The following is a 20,463-nucleotide window of genomic DNA, read 5'->3' on the forward strand; positions in this document are numbered from 1 at the left end:
TAGGAAAGCGCCGATCATAGCCTAGTCGCCATAACCAGTGCTAGCGCCAAGGTCAATGAAAAGCTGCCGCAATACCGATGAATGTGGCAAAATGAGCTCATCACAAGGATTAGGTTCAGATTGAAATGACCAGAAAACGATTTGTCGCTGGTGCTAAGTGCCCCAAATGTCAGGCGGTGGATAGCATAGTGTTGTTTAAAGAGAACGGCGTAGAAACCGTCGAGTGTGTCGAGTGTGACTACCGCGAACAGCAAACTGAACAGAAAGTCAGCCAAAAAGCCAACGGCGAAGTGATCGGCTTATTCAAGCCTGATTAATCTCTCTTTCATCGTCATAACATTTTTAAGCGGAATTGCTTGCCAGAGCAGCAGTTCTGCCGCTGCTGCGTTGCCAAGATCAAAGCTTTTGATTACTTTAAGAAGCTTGCGTTTATGGGCGGCTTCAGACCGTTCGCAAAAGATGTCATAGAAAACACAAAATGGAATGCCATCTTTTTGAACAATAAGGATAATTATGCCAAGCCTTATCAGAATTATACTGATTGATACTCACCTTCCTGGCGTTGTTGAACTGCGATTGGATGGCCACACCAATATTTGCGGTACTAACGCCTCAGGTAAAACCACATTACAGCGCTTAGTGCCAGTGTTTTATGGCGAATATCCGAGCCGTGTGGTGCCGTCCACTCGAGATAGTTTCGAGCGTTGGTATCTGCCCCATGAATCCAGTTACATCATCTATGAATACCAAAAGGCCGATGGCCTGCTGTATCAAGCGATATTAGCTTCAGCGGGTGATGGCAAAGGGGTGAACTATCGCTTTGCTGCCAAAGAGTTTGAACTAGAAGACTACGTGAAAAGCCGCAATGGTGATGCGATTTTATGTCATCCCATGGCTGAGCTGCGGGGCGTATTTAGCAAACTCAATGTGCCATTTACCAACCAGCTCAACACCCGCGAATTTCGCGCCATCATTCAAAACGATCGCAGCCTGCTAAGTACCGGCTCGAATCGCACTGAGCTACGCAATTATGCGCGTATCTTCTCGCTCTGTGATGCCGACCATTCGCTGCGCCACATCGAAAAATTGGCCAAAGCGGTGCATTCCAAAGAAGGCAAAATGGAGACCATCAAGTCGATGATTGCCGCCATTTTGGAAGAGGATGGAGTGAATCCGCCAACGTCCAGTATCAACCCGCAGCGGGTGGAAGCCTGGATCCGCGAAAGCCAACTGATTGCTGGTTTTGACAAAATCCGCCCAGAATTTGACAAGCTCGACCAAGAGTTTAATGAACTGCAAGCCGCTGAGTTGCGCTTGGCGAGCTTAGCGGGTGGCTACCGCCATGATGAGGTACTGCAAACCCAACGCGCCGAAGCCGAGCAAACCCGCGCCAGCGAACTCAATCTGCAATTGAAAATGCTCGATGAGCAGTGGAAAGAGCAGCGCGACGAGTTGAGTTTGGATCTGTCCGCCGCCAAAGGCGATGCCACGAATCTTGAGCATGAGCTGGACAGCATCGAGAACCAGCAAGCGGCCTATTTGGATGCCGATATTGAGCAAGCCGAAGCCAACTTAGAACAGCTGCCCCATTGGCGCAGCGACTTAGACAGCCTCGCCGAACGGCATAAACTGTTGACCGAAAAACACCAAGACGTGGAAGCCGCCTACAATGCGCGCCGCAGCAAAATTGGTGAGCAACTCAACCGCGAGCTGGAAAAACTGCATGCCGAACAAGACCTGCAGCGTGAAGCGCTGGATAAGCAAAAGCTGTTGGCCGGCGACGATATTGCCGCGTTGGAGAGCTATTGGCGTGAGCAGTTGGATGCCGGAAAGCAGCGTCATCAGCAGCAACAATATGAATTAAAACTGCAAGCGGCGGAGCTGAAGCTCAAAGTCGATAGCGTTACTTACACCGAAGAGGAAAAGTTGGCGCTGGCGGTATTTGATGAGCGCATTGATCGCGCTGATGCCGAGCAAGAAGCCGCTAATGCCAAGGTGGAACGCCTCAGCAGTGATGAGCGTAAATTCAAGGCGGCACGTGAGCAAGCCAGTGAAGCGCTGCGATTGGCCTCGCTGCGTGTCAATGATCGGCAAAATGAGCTGGAAGAGATCAAACAGATGCTGTTCCCGCAGTCACATACGCTGCTGGAATTTTTGCGCCGTGAACAACCGGGCTGGGAACAAGCGCTCGGCAAGGTGATCAACCCTGAGTTGCTGTATCGCACTGACTTGCATCCGGTAAGCGGCGATGCCACCGACACGCTATTTGGCTTACAGCTGGATTTAAAAGCCATAGATTTGCCGGCCTATGCCGCCAGCGAAACCGAACTGCGTACTCGGTTAGCCAGTGCGGAAGAAGCGCTAAGTAACGCCAAAGAGTTGAAAGAGCAGGCCGAAGAACAACTGGTTGCTGCTAACAGCGCGTTGGAGCAGCTCAATCGTGAGTTGACCTTTGCTCGTACCAGCTACAAAAACTTGCGTGACGATGTGCGCCGTCTCTTTGAAGAGCGTCGCAATACCCAAGCCGACATCAATAAAGCCTTGGCGGAACGTAAAGCGCAAGCGGGTAAACAGCTGACCCAACTTGACCATGAGCTGAAGCAGCTCCATAACCAACATTTGGATTGGTTAGAGCAGCAAAAAGAGTTAGCGCTAGAAGCACGCATGGATAAACAGGTCTACTGGCAAGATGTGACTGGCGCCATTGAGCAGCAATTGCAGCAACTGCGCGACAGCATTAATCAACGCCGTGAGCGTGCCAAAGAGGAGCAAAAAGCCTGTGAAACTTGGTATCGCAACGAGCTTAAATCTCGCGGTATCAATGAAGACGACATTGTGGCGCTCAAACGTCAAATGCGTGATCTCGAAGGGCAGATTGCCAGCGCTGAACAGCGTCGTAGCGATGTATTGCGCTACGAAGATTGGTACCAGCATGTGTGGTTGGCGCGTAAACCTAAGTTAGTGACTGAGCTCGCCAAAGCTAAACAAGCGGTGGCCGAGCTGGATGCACAACTCAAACAGCGTGCGAATGAAGTGAAACACAAACGCCAAGAGCTGGAAGCGGCAAGACGTCAATCCGATGCGGCGCAGGTAGAAGCCTCAGAGTTCCTTACCAAACTGCGCAGTTTGCTGCGTAAGTTGACTGAGCTAAAACTGCCGAAAACCAACGAAGAAACGCCGGGCAGTTTGGGCGAGCGTTTACGTCAGGGCGAAGAGTTGCTGCTAAAGCGCGAGCACCTGCTGACCTCAGTAAAACAGTATGTCGATCATTTCGATCAAGTGATTGCCAGCAAGTCAGGTTCAAGTTTGTCTGAAACTTGGGAGCGTTCGCGCGAAGGTGCCAGCTATATCACCGACAAAGGGATTCGCTTACTCGATTACCATAAGTTAGTGCCTGAGTTGGAGCAGTTGCTCAACGTGATGGTGCCGCAATCAGTGACCGCACTGCGTGAACAAGGGCGGATCTTCGGCGTTGACTTAACCGCATTTTACGATGTGTTGGCCGATATTGACCGCCGCATTGCCTCGCAAAGCGCGCGCATTACCCGCGAAGTCGGCGAAGAGCTGTTCTTAGACGGTGTATCCGATTCTGCGGTGCGGATCCGCTCACGCATCAGCGAGTTGGAATTCTGGCCAGAGCTGGAAACCTTTGTGAAGGCGTTTCGCGCCTGGAAGGCCGATGGCTTCAGTAAGTTGCCGGATGAACATTACACCGACAGCATGCGCCGTGCACTGGACATTATTGGTCGCTCAGCCTTAACCGGCGGCATTGCCAAGTTGCTCGAAATCGAATTGCGTTTGAAAGAGGGCAACTCGGACTTGGTGATCCGCACCGACCGCCAATTGAACGAATCCTCGAGTCACGGTATGGCCTACCTGATTTTGTGTAAGTTCTTGCTGGCGTTCACGCGCTTGTTGCGGGGTAAAGCCAACGTCACCATTCACTGGCCAATCGACGAACTCGGCACGTTGCACCACAGCAACGTGAAGAAGATATTCGATGCCTGTGAAAACAACGATATCAGCGTGTTAGGTGCATTCCCTAACCCAGAATCAGAAGTGCTTGGGTTATTTGCCAACCGTTACATCATCAACAAGCAAACCCGTAAACTGCAAACGGTTAAGCCCAAGGCTGACCCCATTGCTGAACTGCTGAAACAACGTCAAGCCGCCGAAGGAGCCATGCAATGAGTGAAATAATCGCCACCGGTGAGCTGATTGAACGTCTATTACGCGGTGAGTTTATTTGTCGCACCACCTTTGAAGATGGTTGGCGCGCGTTAAAAAGTCCGGCCACCTTGGATAAAGTTGAAAGCTATCTGAATCAGATTAACCGCACCGTGGCTCAAGCTGCTGAAGGCGATGTGTTCTTCGCCGGTTATGTCAATTTAGGTGACCACGAACGCAAAGTGATTTCGGCGCAGTTTCGTGAGATCTGCCAGTCGCTGATCCCGCTGGTGGAATGGCTGGTGTTAGTGCAAGAGGCCAGTGGCCAAGATGCACCGCTGTCGCAAGGTTCGCCAGTGCGATTAACTGAGCTGCAAACCCGCATTGAAGATACCCCTGCGTTTCGTGAGCAGTTAGCCAAACTGAGCCAATATCGCTTATTTGGTTCCAGCGCCAGCAGCGTAGATGGCCAGATAAAACTGGTGTTCAAGCGCTTAGTCGAGCTGGGTTATCTGATTAAGCCCAACCCCGAGAAGCAGATTTTTATCGCCACCGGTAAATTGGACTATCTCTACGAAGTGATCCGTTTTATTGATGAAACCGAAAGCCTGAGCTTGGAAGCGCAGGCAGAAACTGCCAGCCAACGGGAGTTGTTATGAGCAATAACCTGCATCAGTCAGGGGTTAAGCTGCTCAGGCTACTCGGCCGCAATGCCGAACTGGTTATGGACGCCTACTTAAGCGGCAGTGTTGATGAACAAGCGCTGGAACCGGCGACCGTCACTAAGCTGACCGAAAGCGGCATTCTGTGGCGCCCTGAACCTAACGAAGCCTTGCGGTTATCCCGCAATGTGCGTGCCTTGCTGGAAGATGGCCTCAAAGATGAGCGCAATCGCCAGATCAATGCCAACGTCGGCTCGGCATTAGCCACCATTAAAACGGTGGCAGGCCATTATCGTGAAGCGCGCGCCAGCGTTGATTACAGCGCGGCAGAAGCCTATCTTGCCGATCTTTCTGAGCAGGTGTACAGCTTTACCGAAAACCTGCGCTACTCAGTGCGGGTGTTGTGGGGTCGCATCAATAACGAGTTCGGTTATGTGGGCTCGCTCAGTGCCAAAATTCGCGAGAACGAGTTGGCGCAAAGCCAAGTGACCGAGCTGCTCAACGGCCTCGAGATGTTTGAATTTGCTGAATTGAGTGAATTAGCCGGTGATGTGCGTGAACTGCGTAAATTACTGGTCACGGGGCTGCAAGAAACCCTGACCAACTGCGCCCAAGAGCTAAGTGTGGTGCAAGGGCGCTTGCTGGAACTGTTAGGTCGCTTCCGTCAGATCCAAGGCCGAACCCGCTTGCTGAAAGGCTGGTTGTTATATACCGATCTGCACCCTGATTATGAAGTCGCCGACCATGTGGCGCATAAGCAGATCCCTACCTTATTTAATCAAGCTGAAGCGCTACTCGCGCCAGCAGCGGTGGACGTACATAACTCGCAGCATGAGCAGGAGTTGATGCAGTTGGTGGCGGGCATTCGTAGCATCAGCCGCGAGCAGCAACAAACCGTGGTGGCCGAGCCAATGCCAGTAGAAGTCTCGGCGGCCGAAGAGTTTGATATTCCCGATAATCCATTGAAACAGGCGGTAGAAGCTTATTTCTGTGCTGTGATTGAGTCAGGGCAGAATCAGTCGGCGCTTGATTACCTCTCTGACAATGGCCTGCAGTGGGATCGCGAAGCTTGGCTGTTCCAAGTTATTGGCGGTTTTGAAGGCCTAAGCGACGAGCATAAGCAGTTTTTTGCGCTGGAGCCATTAGGTCATAAGCATGAAGTTTATGACGGCAACTTTATTATTCAGGATGTGGAAATCGGCCTGCGCTAATCGGTTGTGATGTCACTGACACCATCTGCAGCAAACCGGTGAAACTTTGGTTCGGCCACTTAAAATGTGGCCGAACTCAGTTAACGAGTGCGAAGTGATGGTCTGTTTTCGCCGCCTATGTTAGAAAATGCGGCGCAAAATTTTAGCCGAATTGTCACGCGACAATATCGCGTAATGGGCGTATAACGTGCGCTAGTAATTGTTTAGCAATGATTGAACTAGCAACGATTTAGAACATAAGGATTGAGTAATGCTGAGACGTGAGTTTTTGAAAGGTGCAGCGCTAATGTCGGCTGCTGGTATGGCTGCGCCGATGATGGCAAATGCGGCAGTATCAACATCAAGCGAGCTGAGCGCTGTGGCTGGCCGTCGTCGTTTTGTGTTGGCGCAGACCTATGACGTTAAGCCTCCGGTAGGTTCAGAAGGGAAGGTGAACCTGTGGATCCCGCTGCCTGAAAATACCGAGTTTCAAAAACTGAACCATCTGGATGTGAAAGGCAATCACGATGATGCGTACGTCACCATGGAAAACAACTACGGCGCCAAGGCGTTGTTGGTGACCTGGGCTGATTCTAACAAGCCAATGAAGCTGGATGTGGCGTTGGATATTTCTACCGAAGATTGGGAACCAATGGCCAGCGGCGCTTTGGCACTGTATCGCACTCCAAGTAAAATTGAATACCCAGCAGAAGTGCAGCGCTATTTGGCGCCAACGGCGCATATTCCTACCGATGGCATTGTCAAAGCAACCGCAGATAAAATCGTGGGTAGTGAAACTGACCCGCTGAAAAAAGCTCACAAGATCTACCTGTGGGTGAGTGAAAACATGGAACGTGACGACAGCGTTATTGGCTGTGGTCAGGGGGATGTCCGTGCCATTTTGGAAAGCGGTAAGCTCGGTGGTAAGTGTACCGACATCAACTCAGTTTTTGTGGCGTTGGCGCGTGCCGTTGGGTTACCTGCGCGTGAGATGTTTGGTCTGCGTTTGGGCCAAGGCATCAAAATGGGTAAATACTCTTCTGCGTTTGGCAGTGCTGATGCTAACGGCGTTGCCAAAGAAACAGGTGGTCAACACTGCCGCGCCATGTTCTTCTTGGCGGGCTTTGGTTGGGTACCAGTTGACCCAGCAGACGTAACCAAAATGCGTTTAAAAGAACATATGAAACACAGCGATGCCGATGTGCAAGCGGTGAACCAATACCTGTTTGGTAACTGGGAAATGAACTGGGTTGGTTTTAACTACGCTCGTGACTTCGAGTTGTCACCAGCACCTGAACAAGGCGCAATGAACAACTTCGGTTATCCCTATGCTGAAGTGGATGGCGATCCACTGAACTACTACGATGCAAAAGCCTTTGCCTATGACTATCGCTCAACCGAGCAACGCTAAGCGCTTTGTGATGACCATGGCGGCGGCAGTTGTCGCGGCCATGGCCTCAAGTTTGTGCTGTATTGGGCCACTGATCTATCTCGTCTTTGGTGTCTCGGCGGCGAGCTTATCCGGTGTTGAGCAACTGGCTTGGCTGCAGTATCCAATGCTGCTGCTATCAAGTGTGCTGATCTTGCTCGGTTTTTGGCGGCTGTATTTTTCTAAACGACCTATCTGCAGCGGACGTTTTAGTCGTAACAACATGCTGCTGTTGTATTGGCTGACTTTACCTGTCGTATTGGCATTTCAGTTGTATCCCTATGTATTACCTTGGCTATTGGAGCGGATCGAATGAGATATTTTTTGCTAGTGACCCTGCTGCTGTTGTCACCACTCACCTGGGCGGCCAATAAGCAGGTGACCATTGATATCAAAGCGATGCATTGCTCACTGTGTGTGACTATGGTGAACAAGGTACTGCGGTCAACCGAAGGGGTGATTAAAGCCAAGTCGTCGCTGAAAACCCGTCAAGCGCAGGTGATAGTGCCAGAGGAATTCGATAACGAGTTGCTGTTAGAAGCCGTGGCGAAAACAGGTTATGAAGGGGTGATTAATCACGTTGAACCCGTGTCATAAGCTGATACCTCGTCAGTGCAAACAAAAAAGCGATACTGGCATCAGCATCGCTTTTTTAATGGAATAAATCTGCAGATTAGGCTTTTTGCAACAAGGTCTTACATAGACTGACAAAGTCAGACGAAGTGACAATCCCAATCACTTTGCCGTCAGCGTCGGTGACCGGCAAGCAACCATATTTGTGCTCAATAAAATAATCGACCACCTCCAACAGCGATGTATCAGCAAACAGCACCGGATATTCAGTTTCAATCAATTCACTAAGCGGCATATGGCGTTCGCGCCGCTCCAATGCGCCAGGGCCATAGCGGTTGTAGAGCCCAATAACTGTGGTGATCATTTTCTTGTGGGTCAAAACGCCCACTAAGGTCGCCGAGGTTTCAGAAATTACCGGTAGATGGCGCACGCCGCGATTGTGCATCAGTGCATGGGCATCGTAGATAGATGCTGCATCGCTAATGCATACAGGATTTTGGGTCATAATCTGTTGAACTTTCATGGCGTTTCCCTCTGTGGCAACTCCGTTTGAATAGCTTTTATTATAGATGGTTGGCACCTGAGGATTGTGCTGAAGCGATAAAATCGGCGCAAAAATCGCCTTAGCAGAGTGCTAGTTCGGGATAAGGGAATAGCGGTGAGCTTAAAAAAATAAACCCCGCAATCGGCAATTACGGGGTTTATTGCAGCGTCTACAGCTTTTGGCTTAGTTGATGCGGGTAGGAATACCGCTGCGATCATCCAATACACGTTTCAGAATGTAGGAATTCGTGTCCTTTGCAGCAATAAAACGCACGATTTGCGGTGTCAGCTGCAACACGGTTGGTTCGGCTGAGTTGAACTCTGCTTGGGTCTTAGACAGCGGATGATGCACTTCTAAATAACGCTTGCCGTTTGGTTCCAGTGTTGCTTTTATCGGTTGGTTGACGAACTGCACTCGTGTTCCTACGGGAACGGATTTAAACAGGTATTCAATGTCATCGTTACGTAACCGCACACAACCGTGGCTGACTCGCAAGCCGATACCAAAGCTGGCATTGGTGCCGTGAATGGCGTACAGGTTACCCAGATACATGGCGAACAATCCCATTGGGTTATCAGGGCCTGCAGGCCAAATTTTTGGCAAAGGTTCACCACGTGCGGCGTATTCTTTATGCATCTTTGCCGTTGGCGTCCATGTCGGGTTGGCTTTTTTACGTTGGATTTTAGTGACCCAGTTTTCTGGGGTATCCGTGCCTAACTGACCAATGCCAATCGGCAGCACTTCGACCACTTTTTTATCTTTTGGATAGTAGTACAGACGCATTTCGGCCACGTTGATCACGATGCCTTCTTTGGGCGCATCGGGCAGAATCAACTGATGCGGCACAAGCAAGGTGCTTTGTGGCTTCGGCAAAAAAGGATCGGCGCTTGGGTTAGCTTCCATCATATTGGTCAGACCCAACTGGAAATCTGCGGCGATACCTTCTAAGGTCAGTTTTTTCTGTGGCACCACATAGAATGCATTGCTACCCACTAAGCGGCTGCCTTCAGGCGGAAGCGGATATTCTTTTGCGATAAGTGTGCTAGAGAGTGTGGCGAGTCCCAACATCAGGGAGCTGATAATCAACTTCTTCATACGGCCTTTCAGGGTTGTGATGCATGCCTTTGGTGAAACCCAAGATATCGCAGCTAGCTTAGAATTGGCTGAACCTTGAGCGAGAACCCCATATTCTAGAGAAATCACTAGGGAAACCCAACAGCAATTGCTGCTTTATTCCACCGAAATTTTCGTTTTAGCGATGCTCATGGTGTGCCTGATGCCTTAACCGCCTCTGGTAAGCCTAAAACTGAGATTTTCTACAACATAGTCAATAAGTTAGTTATTGCTGCTTAAAAGTAGCGGTTATGTTGCAGAATTATTGGGAATTTTGAATTGAAGTTTGGCTAACCGATAAATTTTTTTTATTTAAAATCATTCTATTAAATAGTAAGTGTGTTAAGTTCATTAGGGTGAGGTTTATCTAAAGTTCAGCGCGGTTTATTGGCTGCTTTATGATAATGGTAGTGGGTTAACGGGAGTCGCCTATGGATGCAAACACGATTAACAACTTTTTTCTGGTCGGCGCCTTACTTGCTGCCATCAGTGTGTTGTTGAGTCCTGTTTCGTCACGACTCGGGATCCCCATTCTGGTGGTGTTTTTAGGCGTGGGTATGCTCGCGGGTGAAGATGGCCCCGGTGGTATTGTATTTAACGATTACTCCACCGCTTATTTGGTCAGTAACCTTGCGCTGGCGGTGATTCTGCTGGACGGCGGTATGCGTACGCGTGTGGCCAGTTTTAGGGTGGCGCTGTGGCCAGCATTGTCGTTAGCGACCGTCGGTGTGGTGGTGACCACCGGCTTAACCGGATTACTCGCCAGCTATCTGTTCAACTTACATTGGCTGCAAGGGCTATTGTTGGGTGCCATTGTCGGCTCAACCGATGCGGCGGCGGTATTTAGTTTATTAAAAGGGCGCGCCATCAATGAACGGGTGGGGGCGACCTTGGAGATTGAATCCGGCAGTAACGACCCGATGGCGGTGTTCCTCACTGTGACCCTAATTGGCATCTTAGCCTCCGTCGATCATAGTGTTGCCGCGCCACAGCTGTTAGTCAGTGTTATCAAGCAGTTTGGCTTTGGTACCTTGCTTGGCTTGATTGGCGGTTGGCTGATCTGGCGCTTAGTTAATCGCACGCAATTGCCTGAAGGGCTCTATTCGATTTTGGTGCTCAGTGGTGGTTTGATTGTTTATGCCATCTCCAATGCCCTCGGCGGCAGCGGTATTTTATCGATTTATCTCACCGGCTTATTTCTTGGCAATCGCGCCACCCGCAGTAAGCACGCCATTTTGAGCGTATTGGATGGCATGACTTGGGTGAGCCAGATCGGCATGTTCTTAGTGTTGGGATTATTGATTACCCCGAGCGAGTTAGAAACAGTGGCTTTACCCGGCTTAATCCTAGCGTTTGGAATGATTTTTATTGCTCGTCCTGTGGCGGTGTGGCTCAGTTTGGCGCCGTTTCGGCGCTTTCAAGCACGGCAAATCCATTTTATTTCGTGGGTGGGATTACGTGGTGCAGTGCCAATCATTTTGGCGGTGTTCCCAATGATGGCTGGGTTGCCGATGGCGCAGCTCTACTTTAACTTGGCGTTCTTTGTGGTGCTGGTGTCGCTGCTGTTTCAAGGAAGCACGCTGACCTACGCGGCACGGCTTGCTAAAGTGGAATTGCCGCCCAAGCCCGAGCCGGTATCACGCTCAGGCGTAGAAATCTACCCAGCCAGTGAGTGGGAAATTTTCGTCTACAAGTTGAAGGAAACCAAATGGTGCATTGGTGAACCGCTGCGCAATTTAACCATGCCCAACGACACCCGTATTGCAGCGGTGTTTCGAGATGACCAACTGATGCACCCGTCTGGCAGTACCACCCTTAAAGCGGGAGATACCCTTTGTGTGTTGGCCAAAGAGTCCGATCTTGATGCACTTAGCCGCATGTTCAGTGAAGCGCCTGAGAAGAAAGAGGCACCGCGTTTCTTTGGCGATTTCTTTATGACCCCAGAGGTGATTCTGGCCGACATGGCGATGGTTTATGGCTTTATGTTGGACGAAGACCATCAGCTGATGACTGTGGGTGAACTCGTCAAAGAACAACTCGGCAGTTCACCTGTGGTGGGAGATCACTTTATGTGGCAAGGCATCGGCTGGATGGTGTCGGAAGTGCAACTCGGTGAAGTGATTCGTGTGGGAATTCGCTTACCCACGCAAGAAGCGCAAGCCGCGTCGTAAGCGGCTGCGATCATTGAATTAACCGTCTATTTGTATAGCGATGGATCGCCCTTCACTGGGCGCGTCTTAAAGCGGCGGTGCAGCCACATATATTGGCTGAGATTACGGGAAATCAGTCGCTCAATAATGCCGTTACCGCGAATAGCATCAGCTTGTTCATTTTCGCCCGGATAGTTCTCCAGTGGCGCTTCAATCTCGATGGTATAACCATCATCATTGGCATTACGTTCCACAAAGAAGGGCAACACTTTGGCTTTGCCGAGTTTTGCCAACGTGGTGCCACCGGTAATGGTGGCGGCGTCTGGCACGGCAAAGAAGGGAATAAAGATGGCACTGGAGCGGCCAAAATCTTGGTCGGCGGTGTACCAAATCACATTGGGTGCTCGCAGGCTACGTACCATTTGGCGTAGATCGCGTTTGGGAATAAGTGCTTTGTTGGAACGCAAACGCCCCTTCACTTGTAGATATTCCATCACCGGATGATTGTGCGGCCGATAAACGCCAACGCCGGGGTTAAACTGGCCAAATATGCGTGCGCCCATCTCCAGCGGTAAACAATGCACCGCAAATAGAATCACCCCTTGGCCGGCATCTAAGGTTTGTTGCACATATTCTTGACCTTTAATGGCCATGTGCGACTGAATGCGATCATTTGACCACCACCATGCGTTGATGGTGTCAAAAATCGCTTTACCTGTTTCTTCAAAATTGCGCTTCAGCAGTTGTTCGCGCTCAGCTTCAGCCATCTCTGGAAAGCACAACGCCAGATTACGTTTCGCGGTATGCACCCGTTTTTTGGCAAAAGACATCGATGTACGACCAATCACCGCGCCCAGTTTCATCTGCCATTTGAGCGGCAGCAGAGTGAGCAGATGCGCCAAACCAACGCCACACCACAGCAACCAATGCTTTGGGTGGAGCAACTGTTTTGAAAATTCAGCTTTTTCGACCACGTTTCAGAATACCTACAACAAAAATTAGCGCTCATTCTAACGCAAATTTCAGTGAAAATTGGGTACAATCCTCCCTTATTTTGCCTAAACCGGAATTGTCCGAGATGAAAGTTACCCTGCCTCCGTTTGAAAAAGCTCGCGTATTAGTGGTTGGCGATGTGATGCTTGACCGCTATTGGGTGGGTCCAACCGGGCGGATCTCCCCTGAAGCGCCTGTGCCGGTGGTGAAAATCAACCAAATTGAAGACCGTCCCGGCGGCGCGGCCAACGTGGCGTTAAACATTGCTGCCCTCGGCGGGCAAACCTCGCTGTGTGGCATTGTCGGTGAGGATGATACCGCCACAGCGCTGAGCAATGGCCTGAAAGCTCAAGGCGTTGTGCCATCATGGTTGCAAGTGAACGATAAGCCGACCATCACCAAGCTGCGCGTGTTAAGCCGTAATCAGCAGTTAATTCGGTTAGATTTTGAAGAACCCTTCACCGCTGAGCAAAGCGCTGAAATGCTCGCTCAGGCCGAAAACTTACTGGCTGATTGCACTGTGGCGATTTTGTCAGATTACGCCAAAGGCGCCATCGATAACCCACAGGCGTTTATTGCCAAAGCGCGCGCGGCAGGGGTGAAAGTGTTGGTTGACCCTAAAGGCAGCGACTTTGCCCGTTACCACGGCGCGACCTTAATTACGCCCAACATGAGCGAGTTTGAAGCGGTCGTGGGCGCAGTGACCTCAGAAGCAGACTTAGTGCAGAAAGCCAAAGGCTTAATCGAACAACATGATCTGCAAGCCATGCTGGTGACCCGCTCAGAAAAAGGCATGACTTTGATTACTCGCGAAGGGAATGAACTGCATATCCCTACTGTTGCGCGTGAGGTGTATGACGTCACCGGCGCGGGCGACACAGTGATTTCAACCTTGGCAACCGCACTGGCGGCGGGTAGCGATCTTGCTCAAGCCTGTGCCATTGCCAACACAGCTGCAGGCATTGTGGTCGGTAAGTTGGGCACATCCACCGTCAGCCGCATCGAATTGATTGAAGCCTTATCGGCACATCAAGGCGAAACGGGTTTTGGGGTGGTGAGTGAAGAGCAATTGGCGTATGCCATGGAGCAAGCCCGTCTACGCGGTGAGCGCATCGTGATGACCAATGGTTGCTTTGATATTCTGCACGCAGGGCATGTGTCTTATCTGAAAGATGCCCGAGCCTTGGGGGATCGCCTAATTGTCGCGGTCAATGACGATGCCTCGGTGAAGCGCCTCAAAGGTGAAGGTCGGCCAGTGAACAACGTCGATCGTCGCATGGCGGTGCTGGCGGGGCTGGCCGCTGTCGATTGGGTAGTGCCATTTGCTGAAGATACACCGCAGCGCTTAATTGCTCGGTTACTGCCTGATCTGTTGGTGAAAGGTGGCGATTATCGCGTGGAAGAGATTGCCGGCGGCCAAGAGGTGATTGCAGCGGGTGGTAGTGTCAAAGTGCTCGGTTTTGAAGATGGCATCTCCACTACCGCAATTATTCAACGGATCATGGAAAAACCTTAATGATTGCCGCTGCGGTGTTGGCATCGGGCTTGTTTACGCTACCGGTCGGTGAGCGCCAAGCGCTGGTGTGTCCGCCGCAGCAATATTATCAATGTTTAGCTGAAGTGCCTGTGGCATTGCGGCCGCAGTTTCCGCAATCCAGTGAGCGCATTCAGCAAATGCTGGGGCATCGTGCTGCTATGGCGATGCCGCTGGATGACCCACAGTTTGCTGGCATTATTTTGTGGGCGCCGCAGCGCTTGCCGAACAGCATCAGCGCGCTGTGGAATGACAGTGTCTATCAATTATCCTTGGCCGAGCAGCAGCAGCAGTTAACCCTGTGGCACGAGCTCGGTCATCTGGAAATTAAGCGCTTACAGTCTGCTGCAGTTTTACCGCAACAGCTGACAACCCTTGAGCATGAATGGCTTGCCGACGGTTATATGATTTGGCGCAGTGCTCGCGAAACTCAATCGTTGGCATTGGCTGAACAGCAGTTGGATCGGCGCAATATGGCAGTATTTGCCGACATCAAAAACTTTTCTCATTGGACGCCGCTCTATCTGCAGCACACACTGGTGCAGCTCAAGGTTTCTGAGCTGCAACAGCAATCATTTGATCTGTGGATTGCACAGTTATTTCACGCCACTCCCCGCTACGGTGATGACGAACTGCAAGAGTTTTCTGGCTTACTGCAACGTTTGTTCGGCATGGGACGTTCGCAGTCGCTGCCAGATTATATGCTATGGCGACGCCCGACACTTGGCGCTGTCGTCGCCCCGACGTTACGTCGAGTGATGGGCAGCGCCTTGGCGCAGCAGTGGATGGCTGAGCAGAACTTATTGCCAAAGCAAAGCGCTGCACGCCAATAATTAGATCCCTCTAGATTCGTAACTAAAGAAACCTTGCCCAGCGGCGCAATCAGTTCAGTGCTTTGATAGTCTTGAAAGCCAATTGATTACTGATCCAAATACAGGAAATTCAATATGGCCAAACGTTCCAAATTGGACACTGAAAAGACCATCGCGCTGATCGAAAACGCCGCCTTGGAGCAGATCCTTGCTATCGGGTATGAGTCTATGTCCTATAGCACATTGTCTGAAGCAACGGGGATCAGCCGTACCGGTATCTCGCACCATTTTCCGCGCAAAGTGGATTTCCTGTTAGCGCTGAATCAACGTATTGGTCAGTTGTTTGTGGAGTCTTTGGATTTCTCTGGGCTGCGAGCACTCCAACTCAGCTGGCAGGCGGCGATGGACAGCGATAAGTTGCGGGCGATTTTACGCTTGTTCTTCACCTTTTGTGCCCGCCCCGGCGAAGACGTGCGTGAGTTTGCTGCCATTGATATGGCAAAAACCGCGGCGATGAAAGCGCTCGGCGAACAGGGCTGTGCCTTAGTGAGCCAACTGTTAGGCCAAAGTGCGTTGAGTCTGCTCACCGATAACCGTCTTGCAGCGTAAGTTAGCCCGTTTGTTGGCGCTCCTTTGCGCTGAAGTGGGTCAGTCTCGTTAAGTCGAACCGCTACATTCGCGCTTATTAGCCATGCCTATCTCATTGTTAATCATGAAATTAACAGTAATCGTTTAAAGTTTAAACGATTTTGCCGATTAACTGCTCGCAAAAAATGAGGGATCAATACTGCTAAATTAGTTGGTACTGTCCAACGCTTCGTGCTAGTTTCAAATGTACGATATTTGTGTGAGGCATATCACATTATGCAGCATTGGCGACTAACAACAGCATTCCTGAGCTTCAGCATGACGCTGATGGCTTTGCTGTATTGCGTTAGTGCTGCGATGGTACCAAGTCGTGATAGCCACAAGGTTGTTTTGAACTCTGATGATGTTGGTGTTGTTCAGGCCCACATCCTGACCGCAGCGGTTATTTTGCCGGAAACCTTGTCAGAGTCCTTTGAGCCGCTGGAGCCCCGAAAGCGCGCAAAACCACAGGCGAATTATCGCCTGCTCACTGAGCTGTCACCACTTACGCTGGTGACATTTCGCCACACTCCTCCACGTTATTTTATGGCGCCGAGCCGTGCACCGCCGCGAGTGTTGTTGGGCTAACTCCCTTTTAAAAACAACATAAAGCGACACAACAAAATGATAATTTTGCAGAGGTGTACCATATGAAAACGTTAAATACTTTTTGTTTGAGCAGTGCGCAAACCTTAGCGCAGTCATCTTGCGTGACACAGTTGAATAGCGATTCACCCGCGGTTGACGCCATGATGCCATTTGACCATCAGTTGCGTATGGCGCTACCCGCCACTATGCCTGCGCCAGAGGCTTATCGGCAGATGGTAGACGAAAACAGCAAGATCAACTACGTGATCAATGAGCGTCACGAAATTTTAGGCATTATTAGTCGAGGTTGGTTATCCGCAACCCATTTAGCCAAATTTGTCGATAAGACCCACGGTCCGTCGAGCTGGACGGTGTCGGATATGATGTTGCCCCGTTATGAGTTGTTGGCTGTGGCACAAGATGAGCTGGAAAATGCTACCGTAGCGGATGTGCTCGCGAGTTTTCGCAGTGTTCAACGCGACTTTCTGCTGGTGATCAATCAGCGTGGCAATGTGTGTGGTTTGTTTGCGGCAGAAGATATATTACAGCGCATGCAGCATCGTCCTTCTGAGCAAAACGAGCTCAATGTGCTCAATATTCTGCAGCAGATCCGCCAAAGCCATAAGCTGGAAGCGCAAGTAGTGCACAGCTAACCCAATTGCGTTAACGCACTCCGATATTCGGACGGAACGCTATAAAAAGAAAAGCCGGTGCAGAGCACCGGCTTTTTGCATCAGCAAGGAAATTGCTTACAGCGCCGCAAGAATCGCGCTGACAGAATCCTTCGCATCACCAAATAACATTTGAGTATTTTCTTTGAAGAACAATGGGTTTTGTACCCCAGCGTAACCTGTGTTCATCGAGCGTTTGAAGGCGATAACGTTAGTCGCTTTCCACACTTCCAACACTGGCATACCGGCGATTGGGCTCGCTGGATCTTCAGAGGCTGCAGGGTTTACGGTGTCGTTCGCACCAATCACCAATACGGTATCGGTTGATTCAAAATCATCGTTGATCTCGTCCATTTCCAATACGATGTCGTACGGTACTTTGGCTTCCGCCAGCAGTACGTTCATGTGACCTGGCAAACGACCTGCAACTGGGTGAATACCAAAGCGTACGTTAACACCTGCTGCACGTAGCTTCGCAGTGATTTCCGCCACTGGATATTGCGCTTGCGCAACCGCCATACCGTATCCTGGAGTGATGATGACTGAGCTTGAGTTTTTCAGCATATCAGCCACTTCTTCCGCGGTAGTTTCACGGTATTCGCCCATCTCTTCATCACCGGTTGAAACGGCACCATCAGTACCGAAACCACCTGCAATTACCGAAATAAATGAACGGTTCATCGCCTTACACATGATGTACGACAGAATTGCACCTGATGAGCCTACCAGCGCACCAGTAACAATCAGCAGGTCGTTTGACAACATAAAACCTGCTGCCGCTGCCGCCCAACCTGAGTAGGAGTTCAGCATTGACACCACTACAGGCATATCTGCGCCACCGATAGAAGCCACCAAGTGCCAGCCGAAGGCGAGGGCAATCAGGGTCATCACAATCGCGGCAGCCGTGTTACCGGCAGTGCTGACAAAGTACAACATCAGAATAAATGACACGACCACGGCCAACAGGTTCAGCTTGTGGCGATGAGGCAGCATCAAAGGTTTTGATGAAATCGCACCACGCAGTTTACCGAACGCGACGATTGAGCCGGTAAAGGTTACTGCACCGATAAAGATACCGAGGAAGATTTCGACCAAGTGGATGTTGAGCATTGCGCCGGTCAGCGCATGTTCTGATGCCGCAGTGGCTTCTGAATAGGCTTCTTTTACCGCCGCAATGGTGGTTTCCAAATCAGCACCTGCGGTGACGACCACATTGGCGGTCGTCGCTGGATGCAGATCAATCAAGCTGTTAAAGCCAACCAATACCGCTGCCAAACCAACGAAACTGTGCAGAATTGCCACCAGTTCAGGCATTTGGGTCATTTCAACTTTCAGTGCTAAACGTACGCCAATCGCGCCGCCAATCACCATTGCCAAAATAATCCAAGTAACGCCACTTGTTTCAGGGTTTAAAATGGTGGCCACCAACGCAATTGCCATACCGGTAACCCCTAAGTAGTTACCTTGCTTCGCGGTTTCTTGCTTGGATAAGCCAGCCAGACTCAAAATAAAACACAGCGCCGAAATAATATAGGCTGCTGTAACCAGTCCATGAGACACGATAAACCCCCTTAACCTTTACGGAACATCTTCAGCATGCGCTGAGTGACGGTGAAACCACCGAAGATGTTGATGCTGGCAATCAATACCGCCACAAAGGCAAGTGCGGTCACCAATGTTGAGCCTTGACCAATCTGTAACAGTGCGCCCACCACGATGATGCCGGAAATTGCGTTAGTCACTGACATCAAAGGCGTGTGCAGCGAGTGCGAGACGTTCCACACCACGTAGTAACCCACCACGCAGGCAAGCATAAATACGGTGAAGTGCGACAAGAACTCAGCTGGCGCAACCGATGCCACGGCGGCAAAGCCCACCATGCCAGCAGCGGCTAAGATGTATTTGAGTTTTGATGGCTCTTTTGGCGTGTCATCTTTCACAACTGCGGCTTTTGCTGCAGGCTTTTGCGGCGCGGCAGACACTGAAATCGCTGGTGGTGGGAAGGTGACTTCACCGGCTTTTACTACGGTCATGTTGCGCATGACAACGTCGTCAAAGTCGAGCACGGCATTGCCGTCTTTCTCTTTACACATCAGCTTCATCAGGTTGACGAGGTTGGTGCCGTAAAGTTGTGACGATTGTGCTGGCAAACGGCCTGGCAGATCGGTGTAACCAATCACTTTCACGCCGTTGTCGGTGACGAACAGTTCACCCGGTTTGGTGTATTCGCAGTTACCGCCGGTTTGTGCTGCCATATCGACAATCACTGAGCCTGGCTTCATTGAGTCGACCATCTCTTTGGTGATGAGACGTGGTGCAGGGCGACCAGGGATCAATGCGGTCGTAACAATGATGTCGACTTCTTTGGCTTGTTCGGCAAACAAGGCCATTTCCGCTTTAATAAACTCTTCTGACATCACTTTGGCGTAACCGTCAGATGATGAGCCGTCTTCGTCAAATTCGAGTTTGAGGAATTGACCGCCCATCGATTCAATCTGTTCTGCCACTTCAAGGCGGGTGTCAAAGGCGCGAACCACGGCACCGAGCGAACCTGCAGCACCAATCGCCGCAAGACCCGCCACACCGGCACCAATCACCAATACTTTGGCCGGTGGAACTTTACCGGCAGCGGTGATTTGGCCTGTAAAGAAGCGACCAAACTCGTGCGCTGCTTCAACAACCGCACGGTAGCCACCAATGTTGGCCATGGAGCTTAGCGCATCCAGTGATTGGGCGCGTGAAATACGCGGCACCATATCCATCGCCATCACGTTGATATTGCGTTGCGACAGTTTCTCAACCAACTCAGGATTCTGTGCTGGCCAAATAAAGCTGATCAGGGTTGCCCCATCCTTGATCAAGCCAATCTCTTCTTCTGTTGGCGCATTGACCTTGAAGATCAGGTCGGCTTGCCATACGTCTGGCGCGACGATGGCACCTACGGCTTCAAAAGCCTTATCATCAAAACTGGACAACGCCCCCGCTCCAGCTTGAACAGTAACTTCGAAGCCGAGCTTTTGTAGTTGCTCAACAGTGGCTGGGGTCGCAGCGACCCGAGTCTCACCGGCGAGGCTTTCTCTCGGTATTCCTATTTGCATGACTATTCCCTGATATTGAATAAATACGCTTTATTGAACGTTTTTGGTGCACAATAAATCGATTAGCTTTGTGGGTCAGAACAAATCAATATACGCTTTGTAATCGGTATATTCGACTGTTTATTGATCCTTACATGAACGAAAAGTTGAGATGTGAGTGCGTAACTTCCCTTCATGGCACATTCGTGCTAGATGCATTTTGGCAACTCCAGCAACGGAAACAAGCGCTGAATCGCAAAGTGATGCTAATCCCGACTGGTCGGAGCAAAATATTTGCGCCAGCACACATTTTTTTAACTTAAATAACTTTAG

At 50.6% G+C, this 20,463-nt stretch carries 18 protein-coding genes; 13 read left to right on the forward strand and 5 right to left on the reverse strand.

All coding sequences use genetic code 11. The features are described from left to right. Nucleotides 1-125: 125 nt before the first annotated feature. The 7 genes from JYB87_RS03690 to JYB87_RS03720 all read left to right on the forward strand — a co-directional run bounded on the left by JYB87_RS03690 (nucleotide 126) and on the right by JYB87_RS03720 (nucleotide 8,045). Nucleotides 126-317, forward strand: coding sequence for a YheV family putative zinc ribbon protein (locus JYB87_RS03690; RefSeq protein ID WP_207355568.1), 192 nt, complete (start codon nucleotides 126-128; stop codon nucleotides 315-317). Nucleotides 318-513: 196 nt separating this feature from the next. Continuing rightward, on the forward strand, nucleotides 514-4,191 hold the full coding sequence (locus JYB87_RS03695; protein ID WP_207355569.1) for an ATP-binding protein: 3,678 nt from the start codon (nucleotides 514-516) through the stop codon (nucleotides 4,189-4,191). Next, nucleotides 4,188-4,826 carry a hypothetical protein gene (locus tag JYB87_RS03700; RefSeq protein WP_207355570.1) on the forward strand — a complete coding sequence of 213 codons (639 nt, stop codon included), beginning with the start codon at nucleotides 4,188-4,190 and terminating at the stop codon, nucleotides 4,824-4,826. The genes JYB87_RS03695 and JYB87_RS03700 overlap by 4 nt, the downstream gene beginning before the upstream one ends. Beyond that, entirely contained in the window at nucleotides 4,823-6,040 is a 1,218-nt protein-coding gene (locus JYB87_RS03705; RefSeq protein ID WP_207355571.1) for a phosphoenolpyruvate carboxylase, read from the forward strand. Before JYB87_RS03700 ends, JYB87_RS03705 begins: the two co-directional genes overlap by 4 nt. Before the next feature lie 250 nt (nucleotides 6,041-6,290). Continuing rightward, nucleotides 6,291-7,430 (forward strand): transglutaminase-like domain-containing protein, encoded by a 1,140-nt coding sequence (locus tag JYB87_RS03710; protein WP_207355572.1) that lies wholly within the window; start codon nucleotides 6,291-6,293, stop codon nucleotides 7,428-7,430. Between the two features lie 16 nt (nucleotides 7,431-7,446). Further along, nucleotides 7,447-7,764, forward strand: coding sequence for a mercuric transporter MerT family protein (locus tag JYB87_RS03715; RefSeq protein ID WP_207356583.1), 318 nt, complete (start codon nucleotides 7,447-7,449; stop codon nucleotides 7,762-7,764). Next, nucleotides 7,761-8,045 (forward strand): heavy-metal-associated domain-containing protein, encoded by a 285-nt coding sequence (locus JYB87_RS03720; RefSeq protein WP_207355573.1) that lies wholly within the window; start codon nucleotides 7,761-7,763, stop codon nucleotides 8,043-8,045. Before JYB87_RS03715 ends, JYB87_RS03720 begins: the two co-directional genes overlap by 4 nt. Before the next feature lie 76 nt (nucleotides 8,046-8,121). On the opposite strand, the gene JYB87_RS03725 is transcribed toward JYB87_RS03720, so the two are convergent. Then, nucleotides 8,122-8,544, reverse strand: a complete 423-nt coding sequence (locus JYB87_RS03725; RefSeq protein ID WP_207355574.1) for a CBS domain-containing protein — start codon at nucleotides 8,542-8,544, stop codon at nucleotides 8,122-8,124. Between the two features lie 204 nt (nucleotides 8,545-8,748). Next, nucleotides 8,749-9,633, reverse strand: coding sequence for a L,D-transpeptidase family protein (locus JYB87_RS03730; RefSeq protein WP_407695839.1), 885 nt, complete (start codon nucleotides 9,631-9,633; stop codon nucleotides 8,749-8,751). 476 nt (nucleotides 9,634-10,109) lie between these two features. Here JYB87_RS03730 and JYB87_RS03735 point away from each other — a divergent pair, with 476 nt between their 5' ends. Then, on the forward strand, nucleotides 10,110-11,849 hold the full coding sequence (locus JYB87_RS03735; protein ID WP_207355576.1) for a potassium/proton antiporter: 1,740 nt from the start codon (nucleotides 10,110-10,112) through the stop codon (nucleotides 11,847-11,849). A gap of 26 nt (nucleotides 11,850-11,875) precedes the next feature. On the opposite strand, the gene lpxL is transcribed toward JYB87_RS03735, so the two are convergent. Continuing rightward, complete coding sequence (lpxL, locus tag JYB87_RS03740; RefSeq protein ID WP_207355577.1) at nucleotides 11,876-12,802, reverse strand: LpxL/LpxP family Kdo(2)-lipid IV(A) lauroyl/palmitoleoyl acyltransferase; 927 nt, start codon at nucleotides 12,800-12,802, stop codon at nucleotides 11,876-11,878. 104 nt (nucleotides 12,803-12,906) lie between these two features. On the opposite strand from lpxL, the gene hldE reads away from it, so the two are divergent. The 5 genes from hldE (at nucleotide 12,907) to JYB87_RS03765 (ending at nucleotide 17,035) form a co-directional block, all read left to right on the forward strand. Continuing rightward, the gene (hldE, locus tag JYB87_RS03745) at nucleotides 12,907-14,337 is read left to right on the forward strand and encodes a bifunctional D-glycero-beta-D-manno-heptose-7-phosphate kinase/D-glycero-beta-D-manno-heptose 1-phosphate adenylyltransferase HldE (protein ID WP_207355578.1); all 1,431 of its coding nucleotides are present in this window, start codon (nucleotides 12,907-12,909) and stop codon (nucleotides 14,335-14,337) included. Next, a complete protein-coding gene (locus tag JYB87_RS03750; RefSeq protein WP_207355579.1) occupies nucleotides 14,337-15,188 on the forward strand; it encodes a hypothetical protein in 852 nt (283 codons plus the stop codon). Before hldE ends, JYB87_RS03750 begins: the two co-directional genes overlap by 1 nt. A gap of 114 nt (nucleotides 15,189-15,302) precedes the next feature. Then, nucleotides 15,303-15,776: a TetR family transcriptional regulator gene (locus JYB87_RS03755; protein ID WP_207355580.1), complete on the forward strand. Its 474-nt coding sequence runs from the start codon at nucleotides 15,303-15,305 to the stop codon at nucleotides 15,774-15,776. A gap of 255 nt (nucleotides 15,777-16,031) precedes the next feature. Then, nucleotides 16,032-16,382 carry a hypothetical protein gene (locus JYB87_RS03760; RefSeq protein WP_207355581.1) on the forward strand — a complete coding sequence of 117 codons (351 nt, stop codon included), beginning with the start codon at nucleotides 16,032-16,034 and terminating at the stop codon, nucleotides 16,380-16,382. A 62-nt stretch (nucleotides 16,383-16,444) separates the two neighbouring features. Continuing rightward, the gene (locus JYB87_RS03765; RefSeq protein ID WP_207355582.1) at nucleotides 16,445-17,035 is read left to right on the forward strand and encodes a CBS domain-containing protein; all 591 of its coding nucleotides are present in this window, start codon (nucleotides 16,445-16,447) and stop codon (nucleotides 17,033-17,035) included. Nucleotides 17,036-17,131: 96 nt separating this feature from the next. On the opposite strand, the gene pntB is transcribed toward JYB87_RS03765, so the two are convergent. Both pntB and JYB87_RS03775 read right to left on the reverse strand, forming a co-directional pair. Then, on the reverse strand, nucleotides 17,132-18,613 hold the full coding sequence (gene pntB / locus JYB87_RS03770) for a Re/Si-specific NAD(P)(+) transhydrogenase subunit beta (RefSeq protein ID WP_207355583.1): 1,482 nt from the start codon (nucleotides 18,611-18,613) through the stop codon (nucleotides 17,132-17,134). Between the two features lie 11 nt (nucleotides 18,614-18,624). Further along, nucleotides 18,625-20,151 (reverse strand): Re/Si-specific NAD(P)(+) transhydrogenase subunit alpha, encoded by a 1,527-nt coding sequence (locus JYB87_RS03775; RefSeq protein WP_207355584.1) that lies wholly within the window; start codon nucleotides 20,149-20,151, stop codon nucleotides 18,625-18,627. Between the last annotated feature and the right edge of the window lie 312 nt (nucleotides 20,152-20,463).

This window comes from Shewanella avicenniae (genome assembly GCF_017354945.1).
GTDB classification, from domain to species: domain Bacteria; phylum Pseudomonadota; class Gammaproteobacteria; order Enterobacterales; family Shewanellaceae; genus Shewanella; species Shewanella avicenniae.